A 22,993-nucleotide genomic window follows, 5' to 3' on the forward strand; every position below is an offset into this window, starting at 1 on the left:
GCAGGATTAAGAATTATATTTGTATAACTATAATAGGATTTATTTATTAATTTGTATAGTTATTTTAGGACGGGTCATATAGTTATTTTAGGACGGGTCACAGGACGGGTCAACTGTATAGATAAAGCATAGATAGTGTATGGATAGTGTATGGATAAAGCGTCAATGGTGACAGAATTGAGCATAAATAGCAGGTGTATAAGCTAACGCAAGTAAAGCCGTATTTCCATATCTAGATATATCGAAACTATCCCAAATTAGCTACTTCCCAATACAGAAAGTGCGGATTGAGCTATTAAAGGGCTTTGAAGTATGGCGGTACAAGCGAGGTACAAATTCTAAAATCAGTGCTAATTTCTGTAAGCAACATCTTGTACAAATATACTACTATTATCATCGTTTGTAATCTCTCCAAAGATTTATTTTTTTACAAAAATTTTTTCTATCAGAAATTTATTTCAAACAACTATTTCATAGTGAAGGTTTATTATTTTTCGGCCGATTAAATAATTTAACCGGCTCATTTTTTATGAACTGTAAAGTAAAAATAAAGGTCTATTTTAATTCTTTTCTATAGTAGATTTGTTAGTAGCGATTTAAAAAAAAAGCAAACTATAAAGATTGCCTTTTGGATTTTTTTGCAAAGTTTACTATACGTAGTAATTATTTTTTTAAAACCTTTTTCGTTATCTTTTTTCCTGAAGAATCTTCAACCTCAATAAAGTAGATCCCTGCACTGTAGTCCGAAATATCAATTTCATTATTTTTATGATCTACTATTACCTTTTGCCCGTAAATAGTATAAATAGTTAAATTTTTTATTTCAAAATTAGTTGCTAAATGAATTATTCCGTTAGTTGGATTAGGGTATAGTGATAATCTGCTATTTACGAAATCAGGATTACTAAGTGGATTTATTATTTCAGTTGAAACTGTATTAGTATGAATGGCAGGATTATAATCAAAATAAATTTGGGCATTATTACGGAAAAAATCTCCAATTTCTGAATTACTTTTTGGTTTGATTTTATAGCAAATAAATCCCTGAGAACCTAATTCATTGGCAGCCTGATATGGCAAATAGATACTATTGAAAACAAATGATATTTGATTTCCGTTACGAATTGAAATGTAATTATTATGGCTAATACCATTAATCCGTATGCTATCCCAATCCAAATTATCATCCAAAGTATTTGTGACAAGAACGTTGATTGCACTAGCCGTACCTGTATTTTGAAATCTGATAACGTAATGTAGATAATTATTTACTTCATCAATAAAAATACTTTCTCCTTCTAAAACATTTATATCATTTGGATCATAAGAACCAATTACCGTTTGATTAAGATTAAAAATATTATTATCGGGTGTTGCATCATTGTCAATTGGATTAATAATTCCCGTAAAACTAATAACGTCATCTAAATTCACTGTAGGTGGTGTGAATATCTGAAAATTCACTCGAACGATTTTAGTTTCAAAAGGTTGAATGTTTGTAAAATTGAATGTTAATTCGCCACTTGTTTGACTGCTTACTTCTGGAAGTGAAGACAAATAGCTCATTTTAGAAGAATCAAACTGAAGTCTTGCACTTCCGCTTAATTGGGTAGTACCCCTATTATGATATGCGACCAGATAACTACTTGTAAAACCAGGTCTTGCCTCAGTAGTTGGATACACAGTCACTTCTAAATCGTTAATTGTTTGGTTTGGAGTAATACAAAAGTTTAATGCTTGAACATTATTAATTCCAACAAAATTTGTATTGTATAAATCGGGATTGTAATTAAAATAGTTTGGTAATGCTGTTGCCACTGAAGTTATATATTCACCGGGATCTGAAACATAAATTTGATAATAACCATTATTACTAGTGAACGTGGAATAAGTTTCGTTGTTACTACTTTGAGTTACTATTTGCACGTTTGACATTGGATTATCGTTAGTATCACATCCATTGTTATTTGAATCGAATCGCACTGTTCCAGTAATTTTATTAAGTGAAAGACCGTTGTTCTTAAACCAAGAAACTTCATTTTTCTCAGTTGCCGAAGAATAAAGGATATCTAAATTACCATCATTATTAACATCTACAATCTTATTAGTATTATTACTTTCAGCAGTAACAAAAAGTGTAATTGGCTGACCGAATATTCCGAGACCAGTAAGATTTTCTAACCACAATGTATCATAAGAATCATAACCATACCTTTTTCTAGAAACTACATCCAAATCACCATCATTATCTAGATCGACGGGAAACGCACCTATTATGTATGAGTCCCCGACAAACTGTGGTGAAAAAGAAAAATTCCCTAACCCATCGGTATTTTTAAACCAACCCACTCCTCTCTCTGAACCGATAGGGCTTACAACAATATCGTCAGCTAATATGTCTAGATCACCATCTCCATCCATGTCTACACAAAAAATAGCATTGCAAGGATGGCTGTGTTCAATTTGAGCAGTTGTGGCAAATGTACCTGCACCATCAAGATTTTTAATTATACCAATTTTTCCACCACTAAAAACAATATCTTTATCTCCATCTGCATCAATATCAGTAAAAATTATATTATTAATTGCATATCCATTAGGAGTAGGAATAACCTGTCTAGGTCCAAAATCTCCTAATCCATCTAAATTTCTATGCCATCCTAAGTTTGTGTTTTGAGACTGTACAAGATTAAGTGTAATTAGATCATTTTTTCCATCGTTGTCTACATCTTCTATAAATAATATTGATCCAACATTTGGATTGTCGTCGGGATATGTACGGGCAGTGAAATTTCCATCCCCATCATTCTTGAACCACTTTAAATCTACAGCTATATCAATGTATCCATCTCCATCTATATCACCCAAAGCAAAACTTTGTACAATACTATCGTCGTAAGTTATTACTTTTTGTAACCCTGTAGTTCCCTCTCCGTCTATATTTTCATACCAGACTAACTTATCACCATCTACTGCCGAAATGAAATCTAAATCCCCATCATTATCAAAATCAGCAGCATTTAATCGATAAGGACTATAACAATATTTACCTAGTATTTTTATCGTTGTATAATCTTTATACCATACCAAATAATTATAACTACCATTTCCAGTCACTATATCGTTACTACTATCACCGTTAATGTCATCAATTTTAAAAGAATTTATTCCATTGTAGGTAGAAAATTGTACTACTGTAGATGTGGTATACGAATGAGTGCTGTCATTTTCAAACCAAATCACCTTATCGGGTTCATGCCATATTCTTATTGCGGCTACAATATCCAAATCACCGTCATCATCCATGTCTTTAGCATAAAAATCTACTATTCGATCACGAATATAACCGGAATGGATTGTGTTAAATGTGGTGTATGTTCCAGCCCCAGTATTTAGAAGAGTAAAAAGTTTATTGTTTGCAGAAAAAAGAATGTCATTATCACCATCGTTATCGATATCTTGAAATAAAACTCTGGTAAAGATTGAATAATTATTTTCTGGGGTTTCGTTTAATAATACTTGTAATGGTCCAAAACTACCTTGTCCACTAAGGTTTTTATATAGAACTACTTTCATAAATTGATCTTCTAATGAAGAAGTAACTACAACATCGTTATCGCCATCACCATCCGCATCTTTAACATCTATTGAAGTGACTTCTGATAAATTTGAACCAATTGTACTCGGGTTAGCAAAATTACCCATGCCGTCAATATTTCTAAACCATGCAATTCGGCCATTAATAGTATTTGCAACAATATCTAAAAAACCATCTCCATTAATATCTCCACATTTTACGATATTTGCACTTGAATATCCAGATCCTACAAGATGAGAAGTAAAATTTCCTTGCCCTAAATTTTCATGCCAAGCAATTTTCCCATCTATGCTTGAACTGGAAATAATATCCATATCGTTATCATTATCAATATCTGCGATTGAAATTGAAGTTATTCCATCTAATTCGTCAGTAATTATGCGAATGTTTCCAAAATTGCCGAGACCATCAATATTTTCTTGCCAAGCTATTGAATTTCTAATAGAAGACGATATTACATCTAAATCTCCATCATTATCCATGTCAATTGTAATTACATGGTTAACAGGACCAATGCAGTATCCTGTATCGATTATGCTATTGTTTGTAAAATTAATCTGAGCCTGACAAAATAATCCAAAAAACAGAAAACAGAGTAGTAGTATTCTTTTCATACTTAGATTTTATTAGATGTTGATTAACAATACAATAATACTAAGATTTTTAATTGGTGTTAAAAATATTCTCACTTATTTAAAAAAAATATATTTATTCTGTAATATTTTTAGGTTTGGTTGTTTAGATTAAGAAATCCTCTCCCTTATCTCCATCACATCATTTTGTAGTTTTCTGATTATTCTTAAAAAAAAGTAATCGAAAAATTTTTAATTTTTAAGCCGATTAAATCTTTTAATCGGCTCATTATTTTTCCAATCAGGGTAATGTATTTTTACCTTTCTTTCAGTTTATACGAAGTACTCCTTCCGGCACCAATCTGCTCCAAAACACTTTTTTTTACCAAGTCTTGCAAATCACGTAAGGCAGTATCAGTAGAAGTTTTGGCGATTTTAGCATATTTGGAAACGTTGAGATTTCCAAAAAAATCATCTAAAAGTAACTGAAGTATTTTTTGTTGTCGAGCATTAAAAATGGTGTCTTTTTGTGTTTCCCAAAACTGAGCACGAACTATTGTTTTTGCAATAATTTCATCGGTTTGATCCATCGATCGCATTAAGCAATCTAAAAACCAAACTAGCCACGCAGTCACATCAAGATTTCCTTTTTGTGTGCTTTCTAATATGTCATAATAATTCTTACGTTCCTCTTGAATTTGTGCCGACATAGAATAAAATCGTTGTGGCGTTTTATCTGCTCGTGCCAATAGCATATCCGTTATTGCTCTTGTGATACGACCATTTCCATCATCAAAAGGATGAATGGTAACAAACCATAAATGTGCAAGTCCAGCTTTAAGAACAGGGTCAAGGTCTAACTCTTTTTCCATCCATTCTAAAAAAACATTCATTTCATCGGGCACTTTACTAGCATTGGGGGCTTCAAAATGTACAATTTCTTTTCCCATTGCCCCTGAAGTAACTTGCACTATATCATCACGCCAAGCTGCGGTTTTTATTTTATACATTCCACTTCGACCTGTTGGAAACAAGGCAGCATGCCAATCAAACAATCGTTCAGCAGTTAGTGGAAAATTATATTTTTGTGTGGCATCTAACATCATTTCAACAATTCCTTCAACATCTCGTTCCGCAGGTAATGCACCGGCAATTTCAATTCCTAAACGTCTAGCAATAGAAGAACGAACTTGTTCAGGGTTGAGCAATTCACCTTCTATCTCACTAGATTTTAAAACATCCATTGTCAACGCTTTCAGCATCGTCTCTTCCTGAATCTGAAATCCTAACGTTTGCATTTGACCCAGTATCTTACCTTGGCGATGTCTTACCTCACCAAGAATAGTACTGATGGTTTCTGCATCCCAACTAAATGATGGCCAATTTTTTTGTTCGTGAATGTGCATAATCAATGCATTTATGCGGTAAATATAGGTACTTGTCGCTGCATTAACTAATTTTTGCGGTGATTATTTGTATTAATCACCGCAGAAAAGCAGTGAAAACAAAGTCAGAATTACCTCATTTGAGTAGTTTGCAAATTCTGGTGATAATGAAAATGATATTGTTCCTAGTAGCAATTGTTAGTGAAAAATTATCAAAACGAAAAAGCATAAGTAAGTATTTATACTTTAAAAGCAATTATATCTGCACTATAGGGAAAAGCAAAATCATGAATACTATTTTTATCGTCTAGCCATGTCTTTTCATCCTCTTTTTTGAGTATTATGGGCATTCTTTTTTTATGATTGTGAATGAATTCCATTTGTTTGTTAGCTACGGTAGTCACAATGGAAAACGAATTATAATTACATCCAGTAGAAGGATTAAGCCATGTATCATAAATCCCCGCAAAAGCAAATAGTTCCGACTCACCGGAAGATACTCTATACTTATCCTTCGATTTGCCCTTTTCATCATTCCAATGCCATTCAAAAAAAGCAGAAGCAATCACCAAGCATCGATTGGAAGTAATGTTTCTAAAAGTTGGCTTTTCATCAACTGTTTCAATTCGGGCATTCAAAGTATTCTTCCTAAAATCAATATCCCTAGACCACGATGGAACCAAACCCCAATGATAATTGGTAGAAATGATTTCAGGAGAAGCATCTAAAATCACCGGAACATTCAAAAATTCAAACCCAACGATGTAATCCGATTGCAAAAACAGATTTGGTTTGTCCGCTTTTGCTTTGAATCGCTTTTCAACTTTTAGCAATGGTTCGCTTTGCTCTGAATAGTAGCACATTTGGTTTGTGTGTTTGGTTTGCAAACTTTTTTAAATGAAAAGCAAGTTAGCGAATTTTTTTCGCCTTAAACCAATGGATAGTAAGATATGTAGAAATTTTATTGATTAAGAAATTCTATCTTTGATTTCCATCACATCATTTTGTAGTTTTCTGATTATTCCTTCTAAGTTTTCAGAAGAAAAATTCTCCGGTTTAAAATTCTCCCGTTCAATACTACCCACATATTCCCAAATCTCAGCAATTGCTGAAAATTTCACATCATACGGTTTATAAAAAGTATTATCTGAATTTAATGTGAAAGTGTTTTTGCCATTTTTATTTAATCGTTTGTACACCATTTCATTGTTGGTAGTAATGACGATATACGTTTTTCCATCTACTACATCACCCAACTTTTCAACATATTTTGCAATAATAAACGACTTACTGTTGTGCGGAGGCATCGAATCCCCATCTACCGGAAACGTGCGGTACTTTTCGTTTTTATTGAGCCAAGGAAGTGAAATGTGTTCGAGTTGCGACATAAACGTAAAATCAGCATAACCGCCTGCTGCATATCCTGCTTTGGCTTTGTGCGTGACAATTTCAACCAAATTTTGCCCTTCATTGTTCACTGTAATGGGTAACACAATACGGTTGTCTTCCAATTGCACTAAATTGTCAATGGAGGTTTTTCGTAAATCCACCGTTAACAGTAAATCAATACTTATGTGATAGTATCTCGAAATAATAAGCAACGTTTCAGCCGGTGGAGTGTTCTTACCGTATTCGTATTTCTTATAACGATCTAAAGGCAACTTCATACCATCCGCAGCTTCCTGTTGCGACAAGTTCCGTTTACTTCGTAACCATTTTAAATTGTCGGAAATATACAACATATGTTAAAGGGATTTTAAGTCACTACAAAGATAATTAATTTAGGGATTAAACGTCCTAATTTTGTAAAATAATTTCAACTTCAAAAATTCAAAACACTATGTCACGTGCCATCGTTCACATGGATTTAGACACCTTTTTCGTCTCTTGCATCCGATTAGAAAGCCCACAATTAAAAGGGATTCCACTAATCGTAGGCGGTGGCGAAAGAGGCGTAGTGGCTTCTTGTTCCTATGAAGCTCGTTATTTTGGAGTACGTTCTGCCATGCCCATCCGAATGGCAATGCAATTGTGTCCGCAAGCCAAAATCGTAAAAGGCGACATGGAATTGTTTTCCAAAAAATCACACGAAGTAACCCAAATCATTGAAGAAAATTCGCCACTGGTGGAAAAGGCAAGTATTGATGAATTTTACCTCGACATTACAGGAATGGATAAATTTTACGGTTGCTACAAATGGACGAATGAATTAACACAAACCATCACCAAAGAAACAGGATTACCCATCAGTTTTGCGTTATCCGTAAACAAAACCGTTTCTAAAATTGCCACAGGTGAAGGCAAACCCAATGGTAATTTAGAAATTAAAGAAAATATGGTGAAACCATTTTTAAATCCGTTATCCATTCGTAAAATTCCAATGTTGGGCGAAGTAACTTATAACCTGCTTTCACGACTTGGCATTCGCAACATCGAAAAATTAGCCGAAACCCCTGCAGAAGTACTGCAAAGTATGATTGGCAAAAACGGATTGGAAATTTGGAAAAAAGCCAACGGCATTGACAATGCACCGGTAGAACCGTACCGAGAAAGAAAATCACTTTCCACCGAGCACACTTATTTGCAAGATACAATTGACATTAAAAAAGTACAATCCTTAATTTTAGGAATGGTTGAAAAACTAGCCTACCAAGCTCGTGCGGAACAATGGTTGGTTTCGACAATTGTGATTAAAATACGGTATGCCAATTTTGATACGGAGAATTTGCAACGAAAGATAGCTTATACTTCGTGTGACCATGTTTTAAGTAAAATAGCCATTGAGTTATTCAATAAACTCTATAATCGTCGTATGCGAATCCGATTAGTTGGCGTTTCCTTTGCCGGTTTAGTGCGTGGAACGTATCAAATCGACATGTTTGAAGATACCGAAGAAATGATTGCCTTGTACCAAGCGATGGATAAAATCAAAAACCGATTTGGCTATGATGCAGTGACCCGTTGTGGCGGAAGAAACATTACCTCCAAAGCAGGGAATATTATTTCTAATCCCAGAAGTCAATCAATCATTCCAAAATCAAACAATATAGACTAATGTACCTCAATTGTCATTCCTATCATTCACTGCGTTATGGCACAATTCCACTACAGGAATTAGTGGAACAGGCCGTATTGTTTGGTGTGACGGCTATGGCATTAACGGACATTAATACGGTCACCGGCATTTATGATTTTTATAAAGCCTGCCAAGCAGTAAACATTAAACCGCTCGTTGGAATTGATTTTCGCAACGAGGGAAAACAGTTATACATCGGTTTAGCCAAAAACAGAAAAGGCATTGCCGAAATGAACCGATTAGTAACCAAACACAATTTCGACAACACGCCACTACCGGAAAAAGCACCTGATTTTGAAAATACAATAATCATTTATCCGTTTGATTCCATTCCGGAAACGTTGAATGACAACGAATTTATTGGCATTGCACCCGAGCAACTTCCCAAATTATACAACTATGTTTGGAAGCTAAGATTGAACAAAATGACCATCTTGCAAACCGTAACCTACCGCACCAAAAAAGAATTCAATCTACATAAAATCCTTCGAGCCATTGACCTGAATATCTTAGGGTCAAAACTCACCGAAACCGATTATTGTAAAGTAACTCAAGTGATGATTCCGTTAGAAAACCTTATCGATAAATATACTGATTATCCTCAAATAATTGCAAACACAAAAGCCATTATCGATGCTTGTAATTTTGAATATGATTTTTTCACACCAAAAAACAAAAAACACTTTACCACCAACCAACAAGAAGACAGTGCCTTATTAACTAAACTGGCTTACGAAGGAATGATTCGAAGATATGGCTCTAACAATCCCGAAGCCAAAGCCCGAGTAGAAAAAGAACTGAAAGTCATCAACGAATTAGAGTTCAGCGGCTATTTCCTCATTACATGGGATATTGTTCGCTACAGCATCAGCCGTGGATTTTTACACATCGGGCGTGGGAGTGGTGCAAACAGCATCATTGCTTATTGTTTAGAAATTACAAACATTTGTCCGCTAGAACTCGACTTGTATTTTGAACGTTTTTTAAATGTCAATCGAAAGTCACCTCCCGATTTTGATATCGATTGGTCATGGCGGGAAAGAGATACGATCCTAGATTATATTTTTTCAAAATACGGTGCAGACCATGTGGCTTTTTGTGGAACGAATGTAGAATTTAAATACCGTTCCATTTTTCGTGAAGTAGGGAAGGTGTTTGGTTTACCCAAAGAAGAGTTGGATGAATTAGCCAAAAATCCAATGAAAACCCATCATAAAAATGAAGTCGTGGAACAGGTTCAAAAATACGGTATGCTACTCGAAAAATACCCCAACCAACGCAGCATGCATTCCTGCGGAATACTTATTTCTGAAGAACCAATTACCAATTTTACAGCATTGGAAATGCCTCCTAAAGGCTATCCTATCGTGCAGTTTGATATGCATGTAGCCGAAGACATTGGTTTTGATAAATTTGATATTTTAAGTCAGCGTGGGATTGGGCACATTGATGATACCGTAAAATTGATTAAAGAAAACCTAGGCATCGAAGTAGATATACGTGACAACTCATTATCCAAAGACGAAAAAGTATGTAATGAATTATTAAGCCAAGGCAAAACCATCGGTTGTTTTTATATCGAAAGTCCTGCCATGCGTGGATTATTGCGACGATTAAAATGTGACAATTATAAAGTACTCGTTGCCGCGTCCTCCATCATACGACCGGGAGTTGCCCAATCAGGAATGATGAAAGAGTATATTTTTCGACACAATTATCCCGACCGGTTTGAATATTTTCATGACGTGTTCAAAGAACAATTGGGCGAAACCTATGGCATTATGGTCTATCAAGAAGATGTAATCAAAATTGCCTTGCATTATGGCAGACTTCCCGCAGCCGATGGTGATATCCTTCGTCGAGCTATGAGTGGAAAAGGACGTTCAAAAGCCGCATTGCAAAAAGTGAAAGATAATTTCTTTGATTGTTGTAAGAAACAAGGGCATCCCGAACAATTAAGTCAGGAAATATATCGTCAAATAGAATCGTTTGCCGGTTATTCGTTTTGTAAAGCACACTCGGCTTCGTATGCCGTTGAAAGCTATCAGAGTTTGTATCTGAAAACCTATTATCCTATTGAGTTTATGACAGCAGTTATTAATAATTTCGGTGGGTTTTACAGAACCGAAGTGTATGTGCACGAAGCTCGAATGTCCGGTGCTAAAATCCATAATCCTTGTGTCAATACAAGTGAGTACCAAACCAAGGTAATTGGAAAGAACCTCTACTTAGGTTTTCAGCATTTGAAAAGTTTGGATTTAAAAACAGCGGAGCTTTTGGTGAACGAACGCCAAGAAAATGGGCTGTATATTTCCTTAGAAGATTTTATCAACCGAGTTCCGATTGGTATTGAAGGGATACAAATCTTGATTTTTATTGGAGCTTTTCGATTTACAGGAAAACCCAAAAATGAATTGCTAATCATTGCAAGATTAATTTTAATTAACTTTAAACCCGAGCATCGTCATTTACTTTTAATTAGGGAACCGGTGAAAGAATATAAGTTACCCGTTGTTGAACGTTCACCTTTTGAAGATGCCTTTGACGAAATTGAATTGCTTGATTTTCCGGTCTCAGTTACACCTTTTAATTTGTTGCAAACTAAATTTCGTGGGGACGTTATGGCACGAGATTTGACTAAACACCACAAGAAAACCGTTCGGATGTTGGCGTATTTAATTTCCCGAAAACATGTACCCACCAAACGAGGCGACATGTATTTTGGAACGTGGATAGATGCGGAAGGTGAATTTTTTGATACCGCTCATTTTGCTGATTGCTTGCAGAAATACCCATTTAAAGGTGGTGGATGTTATTTATTACTAGGACAAGTTGAGGTGGATTATCATTTTCCATCGATTACCATTTCAAAAATGGAAAAAATGCCTTTTATTCCCGATCCTCGTTATTCGGCTACGGATGAAAAACGTTTTCAAACACAGCAACAAATTCGGGAGGATGTGAGTATGACACAACGTGCACCTTATCCGCAGGAACACGAAATTAATTTGCCAAGGCAAAAGATGACGCAAAACTAAACAATGAAAAAACAAGAATTTGCCATAGTAGATATTGAAACCACCGGAGGATATGCCGGTGGAAGCCGCATTACCGAAATAGCGATTCGGATTCACGATGGGATTAGTGTCATTGAAAGTTGGGAGTCACTCGTTAATCCACAACAACATATTCCGCCAGCTATTTTTGCATTGACCGGAATTGATAACGAATTAGTAAAAAATGCTCCCATTTTTGATGACATTTCAGAAAAGGTGTTGGAAATGCTAACCGACCGAATTTTTGTCGCCCACAATGTAAACTTCGATTATTCCTTTGTACGTCACCAACTCCAAGAATCCGGATTCAAATGGACGGCTAAAAAATTGTGTACGGTTAGAACTGCAAGAAAAATAAAACCCGGATTGCCTTCGTATAGTTTGGGTAAACTATGTTATTCGCTCGGCATTCCATTACTCAATGCTCACCGTGCCGGTGGAGATGCTGATGCCACCGCCATCTTATTTTCAAAATTAGTAGAGTGGGATAGTGAAGGTGAAATCGCAAAAATGATTAAGAAGACGGCGGTAGATCAACGATTGCCCCCCAATTTGCCACCTGCCGACTTTGAACAATTACCTGATAAGCCCGGTATTTATTATTTTTATAACTCCGAGGGAAAAGTGATTTATGTTGGAAAGGCGGTCAGTATAAAAAAACGTGTGGCTTCTCATTTCACCGGACATAAAATTACCAAGCAACGGCAACTTTTTATGCGAGATATTTATAGTATTTCGTTTGAAGTTTGTGCTACCGAGTTAATGGCGTTGGTTTTGGAATGTTCAGAAATTAAGAAGTTATGGCCTATTTATAATACAGCACTCAAACGTTTTGAGCCTAAATTTGGATTGTATCAATATACCGCTCGCAACGGTTATCATTATTTAGCCGTTGGAAAACTACCTAAATTTCATTCTTGTCTTGAATCCTTCAGTAGTTTGTATGATGGTTTTAACGTACTAAGAAAGTTAGCAGAACAATTTGAAATCGACCATCGTTTTTGCAACTACGGAGCAATTAATGATGGAGAGACGCATTCTAAATTCAGTACCACAGATTTACCGGAGATTGAATCACACAATACCCAAATTGAAAATGCGGTAGAATTTTTAATCACTAACCGACCCACTTTTGCCATCATCGACAAAGGTCGAAACAATGAAGAACGAAGTTGTATTTGGGTGGAAAAGGGTCATTTTTATGGAATGGGCTATATTACTGCTGAGGTTGGAATAACTGAATTGTCTAAGATAAAAGAGTATGTGACGCAGTATAAAAGCAATAGTTATATTATGCAGCTGATTTATGGGTTTGTAGAGAGGTATCCGGGGAAGGTGAGGAGGGATGGTATGCAATCTTAAACATACAAAAAAGTCTTTTTATTACTAAAGAATTTTAGATAAATTCAGTAGTATCTTAGTTCGTCACAAAACTTCTTACTAGTTAATATCTGTAATAAGTAGTATTTGTTTGTTTAGGTTTGAGCATTTCTTCTTTATCCTTGTCATTTAATAATTCGTCTTTTCTATTTATAAAAGGATCAAACCAATCCGCTTTTTCATTAGCCCATTTTATCCACTCTTTCATTTCTTCTGTTAGGTTATTCTCTTCAATTGCTTTTTGCTCTTTTGCTGCAATATAGTTTCTATATATTGTTGCTTTTTCGAATTTCTCCGCATCTGAAAAAAACTTTTTTGTATTGTTTATTTCTTTTTCTTTGCGAGCTTCAAACTCTTTTCTGATTTTTTCTTCCTCAGCTCTTTTAATCTCGTTTATTCTGCATTTTTCACGCCAAATCAACTCTTTTTCGGCTTCTAATTCTAATTTTGCAATAATTTTAGCTAATTGGAATTCTAATTTTATACTACCATCTTTCCATTCTTTTACCTTATAGCTTTCATCAATATTTAAAACTAAAATTCCTGTTGGAATTAAGGTAGAACTGCCGTATGGTTTATCGGGAGGAATTCTTTTTTGTGCTTCACGAAGGCGAAATGAAAATTCCACATCTTTTATAACTATTCTAGGGCCATGATTATTTATGTCTCGTCGGAAAGAATGCCCTCGGTGTCGCAATATTTTAATGAATGTATCCATAATTCGCAATGCTCTATTAAAATTATTTTCTTCAACATAAATAGACACAGTGTCTATTTTTTCATTGCGTTGGTAAAAGTCATTTTTCTTTTTTAAATGTAATTCTTTTGTGTTTTGAATTAGAATATCAGGTTTACTTAGTTTTTCCGGTACCATCAATGGAGCTTTGGTATCACTTTCAATTTGTTTTGTTAGTATTGTTAATGGACTTTGGTCTAAGTTTACAGAATTTCCTTTTTCTCTGATTACTAATGTAATTTTGTCATCACTTGTTGACTTAGTATTAAGTTTCTTTACTTCTACTTGTTTGTTAAACTTAATTTTTGACCAATAGCCATTTTCCGGAATGGGTACTTCATTTTGTTTACATATTTTCTTTATCCCCTCAATGCTGTAAGCATATTCTTCTGTTAGTTTTGACAGCGTTTTAGACCAAACTAATTTGTAAAGTTCTTCACGAGTTAATTGTAGAGTATTCATAACTTCTTAAGATTTTTAGTTCTAACATAAAATTATAATAAGTTATTTAGAATTTAAAATCACTGTTGATAAATTTATTTTCTATATTTGAAAATCCAAAAACAATTTCCTGCCATTCGGTGGGATTACTTATATAAATTTTTGTCTTTACGGATTCCCGTAAAAAGCATCCTAAATCACTTTCTATCTTAGCAATCTGCTTTCGCATTTATTATTGCCAAACCATATTGTTAAAGTGTTAAATTATTACTAAGTTTGAACAAATCTAATCAACACCTTTGAATCAGAATCCTGAACAAATAGCTCGAGACCATATCGACCAACTTTTGTTGGCCAGTGGTTGGGTTATTCAAGATAAGAAGAAATTTAATCTGGCAGCAGGATTGGGGATTGCCATTCGGGAATACCAAACCGATATTGGTCCTGCCGATTATGTATTGTTTGTGGATAAAAAACCGGTTGGTATTATTGAAGCCAAACGAGAAGAAGAAGGCGTTCGCCTTTCTACTGTAGAAGAACAATCCACCCAATATGCTACCGCTAAACTACGTTTGTTGAACAACGACCCGTTGCCTTTTGTATATGAAAGTACTGGCGAAGTCACCCGTTTTACCGATTACCGTGACCCAAAACCCCGAGCGAGAAATGTGTTTACGTTTCACCGTCCGGAAACGTTTGTGCAATGGCTGAGTCAAGAAAAAACCTTGCGAGGTCGTTTGCATGATTTACCTGTGTTGCCTACCCAAGGTTTACGGGATTGTCAGGTTGAAGCCATTACCAATTTAGATAAATCGTTTAAAGACCAACGCCCGAAAGCCTTGATTCAAATGGCAACGGGTTCAGGAAAAACATTTACGGCGATTACGTTTATTTATCGCTTGTTGAAATTTGCCAAAGCCAAACGCATTTTGTTTTTAGTAGATACCAGAAACTTAGGCGAGCAAGCCGAAAGCGAATTTCGAGCCTTTACCGCTAATGATGATAACCGTTTGTTTACTGAATTGTATGGCGTTACGCGTTTGCACAGTTCCTTTATTCCGAATGATTCGCAAGTGTACATCAGCACCATTCAACGGATGTATTCCATTTTAAAGGAAACCGAATTGGATGAAAGTGCCGAAGAAGCCAATCCGAATGAAATGATGTACCAAGCCAAAGAACCGGTACCGGTGGGCTACAATGAAAAAGTACCCATTGAGTTTTTTGACTTTATTGTGATTGATGAATGTCACCGCAGTATTTACAACCTTTGGAAACAAGTGTTGGACTATTTTGATGCTTTTCAAATTGGATTAACTGCTACACCTGATAACAGAACGTTTGGTTATTTTAATCAAAACTTGGTTTGTGATTATGGGTATGAAAAAGCAGTGATTGATGGCGTATTAGTCCCTTACAATGTGTTTACCATCGAAACCGAAATCACCAAAAACGGGAACATCATTACGATGGGTGAAAAAGTGGACAAACGCGAACGGTTGACTCGAAAGAAGTTTTGGGAAACCTTGGATGAAGATGAAGTGTATAGTGGGAAGCAATTGGATAAAGATGTCGTGAATCCGAGTACGATTCGAACCATCATAAAAGCAACAAAAGACAATTTACCTGCCATGTTTCCTGACCGAATGGATAGTAACGGAACTTTTGAAGTGCCCAAGCTGTTAATCTTTGCCAAGACCGACAGTCATGCCGAAGACATCATTGAAATTGTTCGGGAAGAATTTGGCGAAGAAAATAAATTTTGCAAAAAGATTACTTATAAAAGTGACGAAGACCCGAAAAGTGTGTTGCAACAGTTTCGGAATGATTATTACCCTCGCATTGCCGTGACGGTAGATATGATTGCGACCGGAACCGACATACGACCTTTGGAAGTCTTGTTGTTTATGCGGGATGTGAAAAGCAAAAGCTATTATGAGCAAATGAAAGGACGGGGTACACGAACTTGCTCCGTAGAAGAATTGCGAGCCAAAGGCACGCCTACCGCCAAGTTTAGCAAAGACCATTTTGTGATTATTGATGCTATTGGCGTAGAACAATCACAAAAAACGGATAGCCGACCGTTGGAAAAAATGCCCGGTATTTCGTTGCGGGATGTGCTGCAAAGTGTGGCGATGGGCAACACTACCGAAGACCTTTTGACGACTTTAGCCAACCGATTGATTCGTTTGGACCAACAACTGAAAGACAAAGATAAGTTGGCTTTTAGCGAACTGACCAATGGCGTTACCATTAAGGAAGTGGTTAAAAAACTTTTGCATGCCCACGACCCTGATGTGAATGAACAAATTGAAACCACTGTTAGAAGTGGTATGCGTGGTTTTGCTCCTATTGAAATTGAAAAAGCCATTGCCACTGAAAAACAAAAACGAATTGAAGAAGCCGTTGCCGTTTTTAACGATGGCGATGTACGTGATTATATTGTAGATATTCGTAAAAAGTACAACCAAATTATTGATACGGTAAACATTGACAGCATCACCAATATAGGTTGGGTAAAAGACCAAGCCGAAGCCGGAGCTGCCTTAGTACATGATTTTAAAACGTGGATTGAAACCCATAAAGAGGAGATTACGGCTTTGCAGATTTTTTATGCTCAGGACTACCGCCACCGCACGTTTACGTATAAAATGATTAAAGACTTGTGTGAGAAATTGAAAACCGAAAAACCCGTTTTGGCTCCTTTGGCGGTTTGGAAGGCCTACGAGCAATTGGAAAAAACCAACGGTTCTGCCAAAAACGAGTTGATTGCCTTGGTGAGTTTGATACGCAAAGTAGCAGGTATTGACACCACCCTAACGGCCTATGACAAAACCGTTGACCGCAATTTTCAAGAGTGGATTTTTAAGAAAAATGCCGGACAACACAATGCCTTTACCGAAGCCCAAATGCAATGGCTCCGCATGATGAAAGATTATGTAGCCAACAGTTTTAGCATAGACAAGGACGATTTTGACCTCAGCCCTTTTAATGCCGAAGGCGGTTTGAGTAAAATGTGGCAGTTGTTTGGAGAGGAAACGGATAAGATTATTAATGAATTAAATGCCGTTTTAGCGGCTTAAATGAATATTATAAATAGTACACATAGGTTAAATCAACAGTTAATTTTTACCTAATAGTACATATTTATATTTGTATTTGTAAATAAAAATAATACCTTTGCACAAGAATTGAGATGGATTTTATATTCAGAAATAAAGAACTAGAGAAATTATACACAACAGGAAAGTCAAAAAAATTGAAGCTTCCCAATGATATAATTGAAAAATTCTTTGCACGATTACAACAAATTGAAGCGGCTAACGATATTTATGATTTATGGAATGATAAAGGTTTGAATTTTGAAAAATTGACAAACACCCAAAATTCCTATTCAATGCGTTTAAAGTTAAAATACCGTCTTGAAATGGATATTGATTGGAAAAATAACGAACTTACTATTGGTGATTTCATCATTACAGACATTTCCAATCATTATTCTTAATAAACAAACTTTCATTATGGCTACTACACAAAAACTAAGACCAGCAATTAAATTTGGCCCCGGCTATTTCATTAAAGAGCAAATGGAATACCGAAGCTGGACACAAGAAGAATTAGCAGAGGTGATGGGAATGACCATCAAACACATCAATAAAATTTTAAACGATAAGCAACCCTTAACTTTAGATACAGCCAAGGTTTTGGCAGAAGTTTTTGACACTTCCCCGCAATATTGGTTAAATCTAGATGCAAATTATCGCTTGTGGTTAGATTCTGTTCCCTCCGAAAAAGAAAAACAAGCAGAATTGAAAGCCAATATTTATGAGCGTATGCCAGTTAGAGATATGATTGCAAAAAATTGGATTCCAACTTTTTCAAATGTTTATGAACTATATGATAATATTCTAGATTTTTGGAATACAAAGAAATTAGATTTTGAAGAATGGGATAAACAAATTACACCTCTTTTAGCTAAAAAATCTGAAAATTTTAATCAATACAAAGCTTCATATACCTATACTTGGTATCACAAAGCAATGATGGTTGCTCGTGGTTACTCAGTTCCTCAGTTTGATAAAAAAGAACTGGCAAAACTTTACGATGAATTAAATCACTTCACTGTAACAGAAAATGGTATTAATTTATTTTTAGAAAAACTCAACCAAACAGGAGTCATATTTTTTGTACTACCGCATTTGCAAAAAACCTATTTGGACGGTGCAGCCTTTTATTATAAAAACAACCCTGTTGTAGTTTATACAGCACGTTACAAACGAATAGACAACTTTTGGTTTACGATTGCTCACGAAATAGCTCATATTTTAAGGCATCTTGACGAAAAAAACACTTTTTTTCTGGATAATTTTAGCGATAAAGAAGTAAATGAGTTAGAAACAGAAGCCAATCAATTGGCTGCAGAAAAACTAAAACACCAAGAAATTATAACCTTTTTAAAAGCAAAACTTAATTATCTTTCAACTACTGATATTGAAAACTGTGCGAAACAGTTAGCCATACACCCGGCTTTGATAATTGGAAAATTAGCGTTTGATAAAACCATATCTTTTGCTAACCAACGATTGTATAACGAAGAGGTTTTGGAATTAATTGATACTAACTTTATAGTAAAATAATGTCAATCATTAATTTATATAAAATGTGGCAGTTGTTTGGGGAGGAAACGGATAAGATTATTAATGAATTAAATGAGGTTTTAGCAGCATAATGAAAAATAAAAACAATATACCCCAACATTGGGAAATGGCGTCATTAGTTGATGATTTACCATTTATTAAAACTGGTGTCCAGTATTATGAAGGGTTGAAAAAATATTATTCCACAGGAAGTATAAAAGAAGAATCATTAATTGAAGAAGGAGAATATACTTTTGACAAGAAACCATCAAGAGCAAATAGAATTGGAGTGAAAGGGGATGTTTTACAAGCTAGAATGAAAAACACTCAAAAAGCTATTATAATTAATTCAAATCTTGAAGAACAGCTTTTTTCAACTGGTTTTTTTCAGATTAGAGGAATTGAAAACATGTTAAGTAGTAAATATATTTACTACTATTTAATATCATCAACATTCAATCAAATTAAAGATGAACTATGTTCTGGTTCAACTCAATCAGCTTTAAATGATGAAAATGCAAAGAAAATATTGGTCCCTGTTGCACCATTTAAAGAACAAATAAAGATTGTTTCGAAATTAGATGAACTTTTTAGTGAAATTGAAAATGGAATAAATGATTTAAATACTTCTCTATTGCAATTAAAAGTTTATAAACAAAGTGTTTTGAAATGGGCATTTGATGGAACTTTGACAAATAAGGAAATAAAAGAAGGAGAGCTTCCCAAAAAGTGGAAATGGGTTAAGTTAAAAGAAATCGCACAATATATTTCTGATGGTGACCATCAAGCACCTCCAAAATCAGAAACAGGAATTCCTTTTATAACAATATCTAATGTCAACAAATCAAATAATAAGATAGATTTTACAAATACTTTTAAAGTAAGTACTGAATACTATTTAGGTTTAAAAGAAAATAGGAAGCCTAAGAAAGGTGATGTATTATACACTGTAACAGGTTCTTTTGGTATACCAATTATAATTGATTATGAAAAAGATTTTTGTTTTCAACGGCATATTGGTTTGGTAAGACCATTAGATACAATTAGTCAAAAATGGCTATTTTATTTATTGCAGTCACCACAAATATTTAATCAAGCAAAAGAAACTGTTACAGGAACGGCTCAAAAAACATTAGCTTTAGGTTCATTAAGGAATTTTGATGTTTTATACTGTGATTATCAGGAACAAACTATTATTGTAAATGAAATTGAAACTCGATTGGGTATTGCTCAAAAAATGGAAGAAAGTATATTACATAATTTAGTTCAAGCAGAAGCATTAAAACAAAGTATACTAAATAAAGCATTTACTGGAGAACTTATTAATCAAGTCACAAACGAAGAAACAGGTAGTCAATTAATTAAAAAAATAAAAGAAGCAAAAATAAAATCTTATAAATTGGAAAAGGAAAGATTAAAATTTCTTTTAAAAAAAAAACAAAAAATGCCAGAAAAATCAAAAAATATAATTGAGATATTATCCGAAAGCAGTGAGCCAGTAGCATCAAAAACTTTATGGGAATCCTCAATTCATAAAAATGATATAGATTCATTTTATGCTCAATTAAAAGTTCTTCTTGATGAAGGTAAAATCAAAGAAACAATTCGAGACGGTAAAGAAACATTTATTGAATTAATAAAGAACTAATGAGAATTGATAAAGTTTATATAGAAGATTATAAGAACTTAAAAAAGTTCAATATCGATTTAGATGAAAATGAAATGAAAACTGTTTTACTTGGTCAAAATGCATCAGGTAAATCGAATTTCATGGAAGCATTAATTCTTATTTTCAAATATTTAGACTTAAGCACCGAAACTAAAAGACTTTCAACTGATTTCAATTATAATATTATTTATAGTATTAAAGATAAAAAAGTAAATATTACATCAACAAATGGTTCTTATGCAATTCTCATTAATGATGAGAAAATAAAAAGTTTAAAGTCGTTTTTTTCAAAAGAAAGTAAAATATTATATCAGCCAAAATATGTTTTTACATATTACTCAGGATTAAGCAATAAATTAAAAGAACACTTTTGGGATCATCAAAAGAATTTTTACAAAAAAATTATTAAAGAAGATTTCAAAGAAGAAGAACTTGACTCTTTAAGAAAACTATTCTACGTTCAATTAGTCCATTCTTATTTTGTTTTATTGGCTTACTTCACTCATGAGGAAGAAGATAGTTTGAATTTTTTAAAAGAAGTACTAAACATTGAGGATATTGAATCAATATTATTTGTTTTAAAAATGCCAGATTGGGCTAATAGTGGATTAAAAGATAATCCTGATGATATTTTTTGGACTGCAAAAGGATTAGTAAGACCATTTCTTGATAAACTGTGGGAACTTTCATTAGCTCCAATTTATCATCATGAGAAAGTTAGAATTGATTTTGATGAAGTAGACCCACAAGACCAATTATTTTTATTTTTAAAAGGAAAAGAAAAACTGAAAGAACTTGCAGATACTTATACTAGTAATTCATCTTTGTTTAAGGCACTAGAAAGCACATATATCTCAAAATTAATTTCAGAAGTAAGAATAAAAGTTAAAAAGAAAAATGTTGATGGAAGTATAACATTTAAAGAATTAAGTGAAGGAGAACAGCAATTACTGACTGTTTTAGGGCTTTTAAAATTTACAAACGAAGAAGATTCTTTGATATTACTTGATGAACCCGATACACATTTAAATCCAATTTGGAAATGGAGATATTTAGAATTTATTGATAAGGTTGTTAAACGTCCCAAATCAACCCAAATTATAATTAACACTCACGATCCATTAGTAATTGGTGGACTTAAAAAAGAAGAAGTTCGAATTTTTAGAACAGATAAAGATGGTCAAATCAATATTGAAGAACCAGAAATTGACCCAAAAGCTAGAAGTGTTGCAGGAATTTTGACAAGTGAATTATTTGGACTTCCGTCTACTGTTAGTAAAGAATTAGAAGACAAAATAAATAGGAAAAGATATTTGCAAACTTTAATTGATTCAGGGAATCTTTCAGAAATTGAAATAAATGAATATTATCAATTAGTTAATGAATTAAATGAAAGTGGCTTTTATGATGTTAGTATGGACTCCAGATTTAATAAATTTATTGAATTAACTAGTAAACATGAAGTTTTTCAAAAGTCTATTTTGAATGAGCATGAGTTAGACGAGATAGAAAGAATTTCAAAAGAAGTAGCAGAAGAGATTATGAAAGAAAGAAAAAGTACAGAGCAATAAATGAGACATATAAGATTAGAAGATTTAGCAAATAAAATTGAGATTCAAACTTATGAAGCATTAGTTGCAGATTATGTAAATCAAATGTCTGCAATGACAGTTGATGAACGTAAAACATTTATTAGAGATAATACCCCATGGAATGCTCTTCAAGAAATAATGTTTAATTTATCAGAATCAAAATGTTGGTATTCAGAAGCTCCACCTGGTGCAGGAGATTTTGAAATAGATCATTTTAGACCAAAAAATCGCTCTAGACAATTTAACGGAGACATTTTAGTACCAAATGGGTATTGGTGGCTAACATATGATTGGAGAAATTACAGATTAGCAGGTGGTTTAGTTAACAAAAGAAGAAGAGATAGACTAGGATTTGATGAAGATGTTAAAGGCAAAGGTGACTATTTTCCCTTGAATATTGATGGAGGAAGTATTATTGCTGATTTTAATGATAATTTAAATAATGAACTTCCAATCTTACTTGATCCTAAAAATGTTTACGATGTATCCTTATTATCATTTGATAAAAATGGCGAGCCAATTATTCAATCTGATATACCAGCCATCGATAAATTTAGAGCTGAAAAATCTATACTATTTTATCATTTAGATTTAGAACAATTGAGTTTATACAGAAGTCAAGTATGGAAAAAATGTGAAGATGAACTAATTGATATAAATGAAGCAATATTAACGTCTGTAAATGAGCATCAAAGAATGGCAATATTAAGAAAAGCTTGTGATACATTACTAGAAATAACAAATAAAAGAGCTCCTTTTTCAAAAGTTGCTTGGGCATGCATAGATGCAAATACAGAAAAATATTCGAGTTGGCTTAAAAACTTAAAAAGAGCATTAATACAATAACTACA

14 protein-coding genes are annotated in these 22,993 nt (G+C 34.0%); 9 read left to right on the forward strand and 5 right to left on the reverse strand.

Annotation, left to right across the window (positions count from 1 at the left end; translation table 11 throughout):
* Positions 1 to 663: 663 nt before the first annotated feature.
* The 4 genes from AC23MC_RS11055 to AC23MC_RS11070 form a co-directional block, all read right to left on the reverse strand.
* The gene (locus tag AC23MC_RS11055; RefSeq protein WP_487568489.1) at positions 664 to 4,212 is read right to left on the reverse strand and encodes an FG-GAP-like repeat-containing protein; all 3,549 of its coding nucleotides are present in this window, start codon (positions 4,210 to 4,212) and stop codon (positions 664 to 666) included.
* Positions 4,213 to 4,487: 275 nt separating this feature from the next.
* Positions 4,488 to 5,576, reverse strand: a complete 1,089-nt coding sequence (locus tag AC23MC_RS11060; RefSeq protein WP_487568488.1) for a Fic family protein — start codon at positions 5,574 to 5,576, stop codon at positions 4,488 to 4,490.
* Between the two features lie 218 nt (positions 5,577 to 5,794).
* On the reverse strand, positions 5,795 to 6,418 hold the full coding sequence (locus AC23MC_RS11065) for an SOS response-associated peptidase (RefSeq protein WP_487568487.1): 624 nt from the start codon (positions 6,416 to 6,418) through the stop codon (positions 5,795 to 5,797).
* A 105-nt stretch (positions 6,419 to 6,523) separates the two neighbouring features.
* Positions 6,524 to 7,297 carry an XRE family transcriptional regulator gene (locus AC23MC_RS11070; protein ID WP_487568486.1) on the reverse strand — a complete coding sequence of 258 codons (774 nt, stop codon included), beginning with the start codon at positions 7,295 to 7,297 and terminating at the stop codon, positions 6,524 to 6,526.
* A gap of 98 nt (positions 7,298 to 7,395) precedes the next feature.
* Between AC23MC_RS11070 and dinB the strand changes: the two genes are divergently transcribed.
* Genes dinB through AC23MC_RS11085 form a run of 3 tightly spaced genes read left to right on the forward strand, consistent with a single transcriptional unit; the run spans position 7,396 to position 13,049 of the window.
* The gene (gene dinB, locus AC23MC_RS11075) at positions 7,396 to 8,610 is read left to right on the forward strand and encodes a DNA polymerase IV (RefSeq protein ID WP_487568485.1); all 1,215 of its coding nucleotides are present in this window, start codon (positions 7,396 to 7,398) and stop codon (positions 8,608 to 8,610) included.
* Complete coding sequence (locus tag AC23MC_RS11080) at positions 8,610 to 11,669, forward strand: DNA polymerase III subunit alpha (RefSeq protein WP_487568484.1); 3,060 nt, start codon at positions 8,610 to 8,612, stop codon at positions 11,667 to 11,669. The genes dinB and AC23MC_RS11080 overlap by 1 nt, the downstream gene beginning before the upstream one ends.
* 3 nt (positions 11,670 to 11,672) lie before the next feature.
* Positions 11,673 to 13,049, forward strand: a complete 1,377-nt coding sequence (locus tag AC23MC_RS11085) for an exonuclease domain-containing protein (protein ID WP_487568483.1) — start codon at positions 11,673 to 11,675, stop codon at positions 13,047 to 13,049.
* A gap of 82 nt (positions 13,050 to 13,131) precedes the next feature.
* On the opposite strand, the gene AC23MC_RS11090 is transcribed toward AC23MC_RS11085, so the two are convergent.
* Entirely contained in the window at positions 13,132 to 14,265 is a 1,134-nt protein-coding gene (locus AC23MC_RS11090; protein WP_487568482.1) for a hypothetical protein, read from the reverse strand.
* Positions 14,266 to 14,543: 278 nt separating this feature from the next.
* Here AC23MC_RS11090 and AC23MC_RS11095 point away from each other — a divergent pair, with 278 nt between their 5' ends.
* The 6 genes from AC23MC_RS11095 to AC23MC_RS11120 all read left to right on the forward strand — a co-directional run bounded on the left by AC23MC_RS11095 (position 14,544) and on the right by AC23MC_RS11120 (position 22,988).
* A complete protein-coding gene (locus tag AC23MC_RS11095; RefSeq protein WP_487568481.1) occupies positions 14,544 to 17,327 on the forward strand; it encodes a type I restriction endonuclease subunit R in 2,784 nt (927 codons plus the stop codon).
* Between the two features lie 113 nt (positions 17,328 to 17,440).
* Complete coding sequence (locus tag AC23MC_RS11100; RefSeq protein ID WP_421814329.1) at positions 17,441 to 17,749, forward strand: type II toxin-antitoxin system RelE/ParE family toxin; 309 nt, start codon at positions 17,441 to 17,443, stop codon at positions 17,747 to 17,749.
* Between the two features lie 16 nt (positions 17,750 to 17,765).
* Positions 17,766 to 18,881 carry a HigA family addiction module antitoxin gene (locus tag AC23MC_RS11105; RefSeq protein ID WP_487568480.1) on the forward strand — a complete coding sequence of 372 codons (1,116 nt, stop codon included), beginning with the start codon at positions 17,766 to 17,768 and terminating at the stop codon, positions 18,879 to 18,881.
* A 91-nt stretch (positions 18,882 to 18,972) separates the two neighbouring features.
* Positions 18,973 to 20,529, forward strand: coding sequence for a restriction endonuclease subunit S (locus tag AC23MC_RS11110; RefSeq protein WP_487568479.1), 1,557 nt, complete (start codon positions 18,973 to 18,975; stop codon positions 20,527 to 20,529).
* Positions 20,529 to 22,121 (forward strand): AAA family ATPase, encoded by a 1,593-nt coding sequence (locus tag AC23MC_RS11115; protein ID WP_487568478.1) that lies wholly within the window; start codon positions 20,529 to 20,531, stop codon positions 22,119 to 22,121. Before AC23MC_RS11110 ends, AC23MC_RS11115 begins: the two co-directional genes overlap by 1 nt.
* Positions 22,122 to 22,988, forward strand: coding sequence for an HNH endonuclease family protein (locus AC23MC_RS11120; protein ID WP_487568477.1), 867 nt, complete (start codon positions 22,122 to 22,124; stop codon positions 22,986 to 22,988).
* The last annotated feature ends 5 nt before the right edge of the window (positions 22,989 to 22,993 follow it).

The organism is Flavobacterium sp. T50_26 (genome assembly GCF_057652995.1).

Excerpts from the sequence above, each read along its gene's own strand:
- AC23MC_RS11100 (WP_421814329.1), top strand. The coding sequence starts at position 17,441 with ATGGATTTTATATTCAGAAATAAAGAACTAGAGAAATTATACACAACA.
- AC23MC_RS11080 (WP_487568484.1), top strand. The coding sequence starts at position 8,610 with ATGTACCTCAATTGTCATTCCTATCATTCACTGCGTTATGGCACAATT.
- AC23MC_RS11090 (WP_487568482.1), bottom strand. The coding sequence starts at position 14,265 with ATGAATACTCTACAATTAACTCGTGAAGAACTTTACAAATTAGTTTGG.
- AC23MC_RS11060 (WP_487568488.1), bottom strand. The coding sequence starts at position 5,576 with ATGCACATTCACGAACAAAAAAATTGGCCATCATTTAGTTGGGATGCA.
- AC23MC_RS11055 (WP_487568489.1), bottom strand. The coding sequence starts at position 4,212 with ATGAAAAGAATACTACTACTCTGTTTTCTGTTTTTTGGATTATTTTGT.
- AC23MC_RS11105 (WP_487568480.1), top strand. The coding sequence starts at position 17,766 with ATGGCTACTACACAAAAACTAAGACCAGCAATTAAATTTGGCCCCGGC.
- AC23MC_RS11115 (WP_487568478.1), top strand. The coding sequence starts at position 20,529 with ATGAGAATTGATAAAGTTTATATAGAAGATTATAAGAACTTAAAAAAG.
- AC23MC_RS11085 (WP_487568483.1), top strand. The coding sequence starts at position 11,673 with ATGAAAAAACAAGAATTTGCCATAGTAGATATTGAAACCACCGGAGGA.
- AC23MC_RS11065 (WP_487568487.1), bottom strand. The coding sequence starts at position 6,418 with ATGTGCTACTATTCAGAGCAAAGCGAACCATTGCTAAAAGTTGAAAAG.
- AC23MC_RS11120 (WP_487568477.1), top strand. The coding sequence starts at position 22,122 with ATGAGACATATAAGATTAGAAGATTTAGCAAATAAAATTGAGATTCAA.
- AC23MC_RS11070 (WP_487568486.1), bottom strand. The coding sequence starts at position 7,297 with ATGTTGTATATTTCCGACAATTTAAAATGGTTACGAAGTAAACGGAAC.
- dinB (WP_487568485.1), top strand. The coding sequence starts at position 7,396 with ATGTCACGTGCCATCGTTCACATGGATTTAGACACCTTTTTCGTCTCT.
- AC23MC_RS11110 (WP_487568479.1), top strand. The coding sequence starts at position 18,973 with ATGAAAAATAAAAACAATATACCCCAACATTGGGAAATGGCGTCATTA.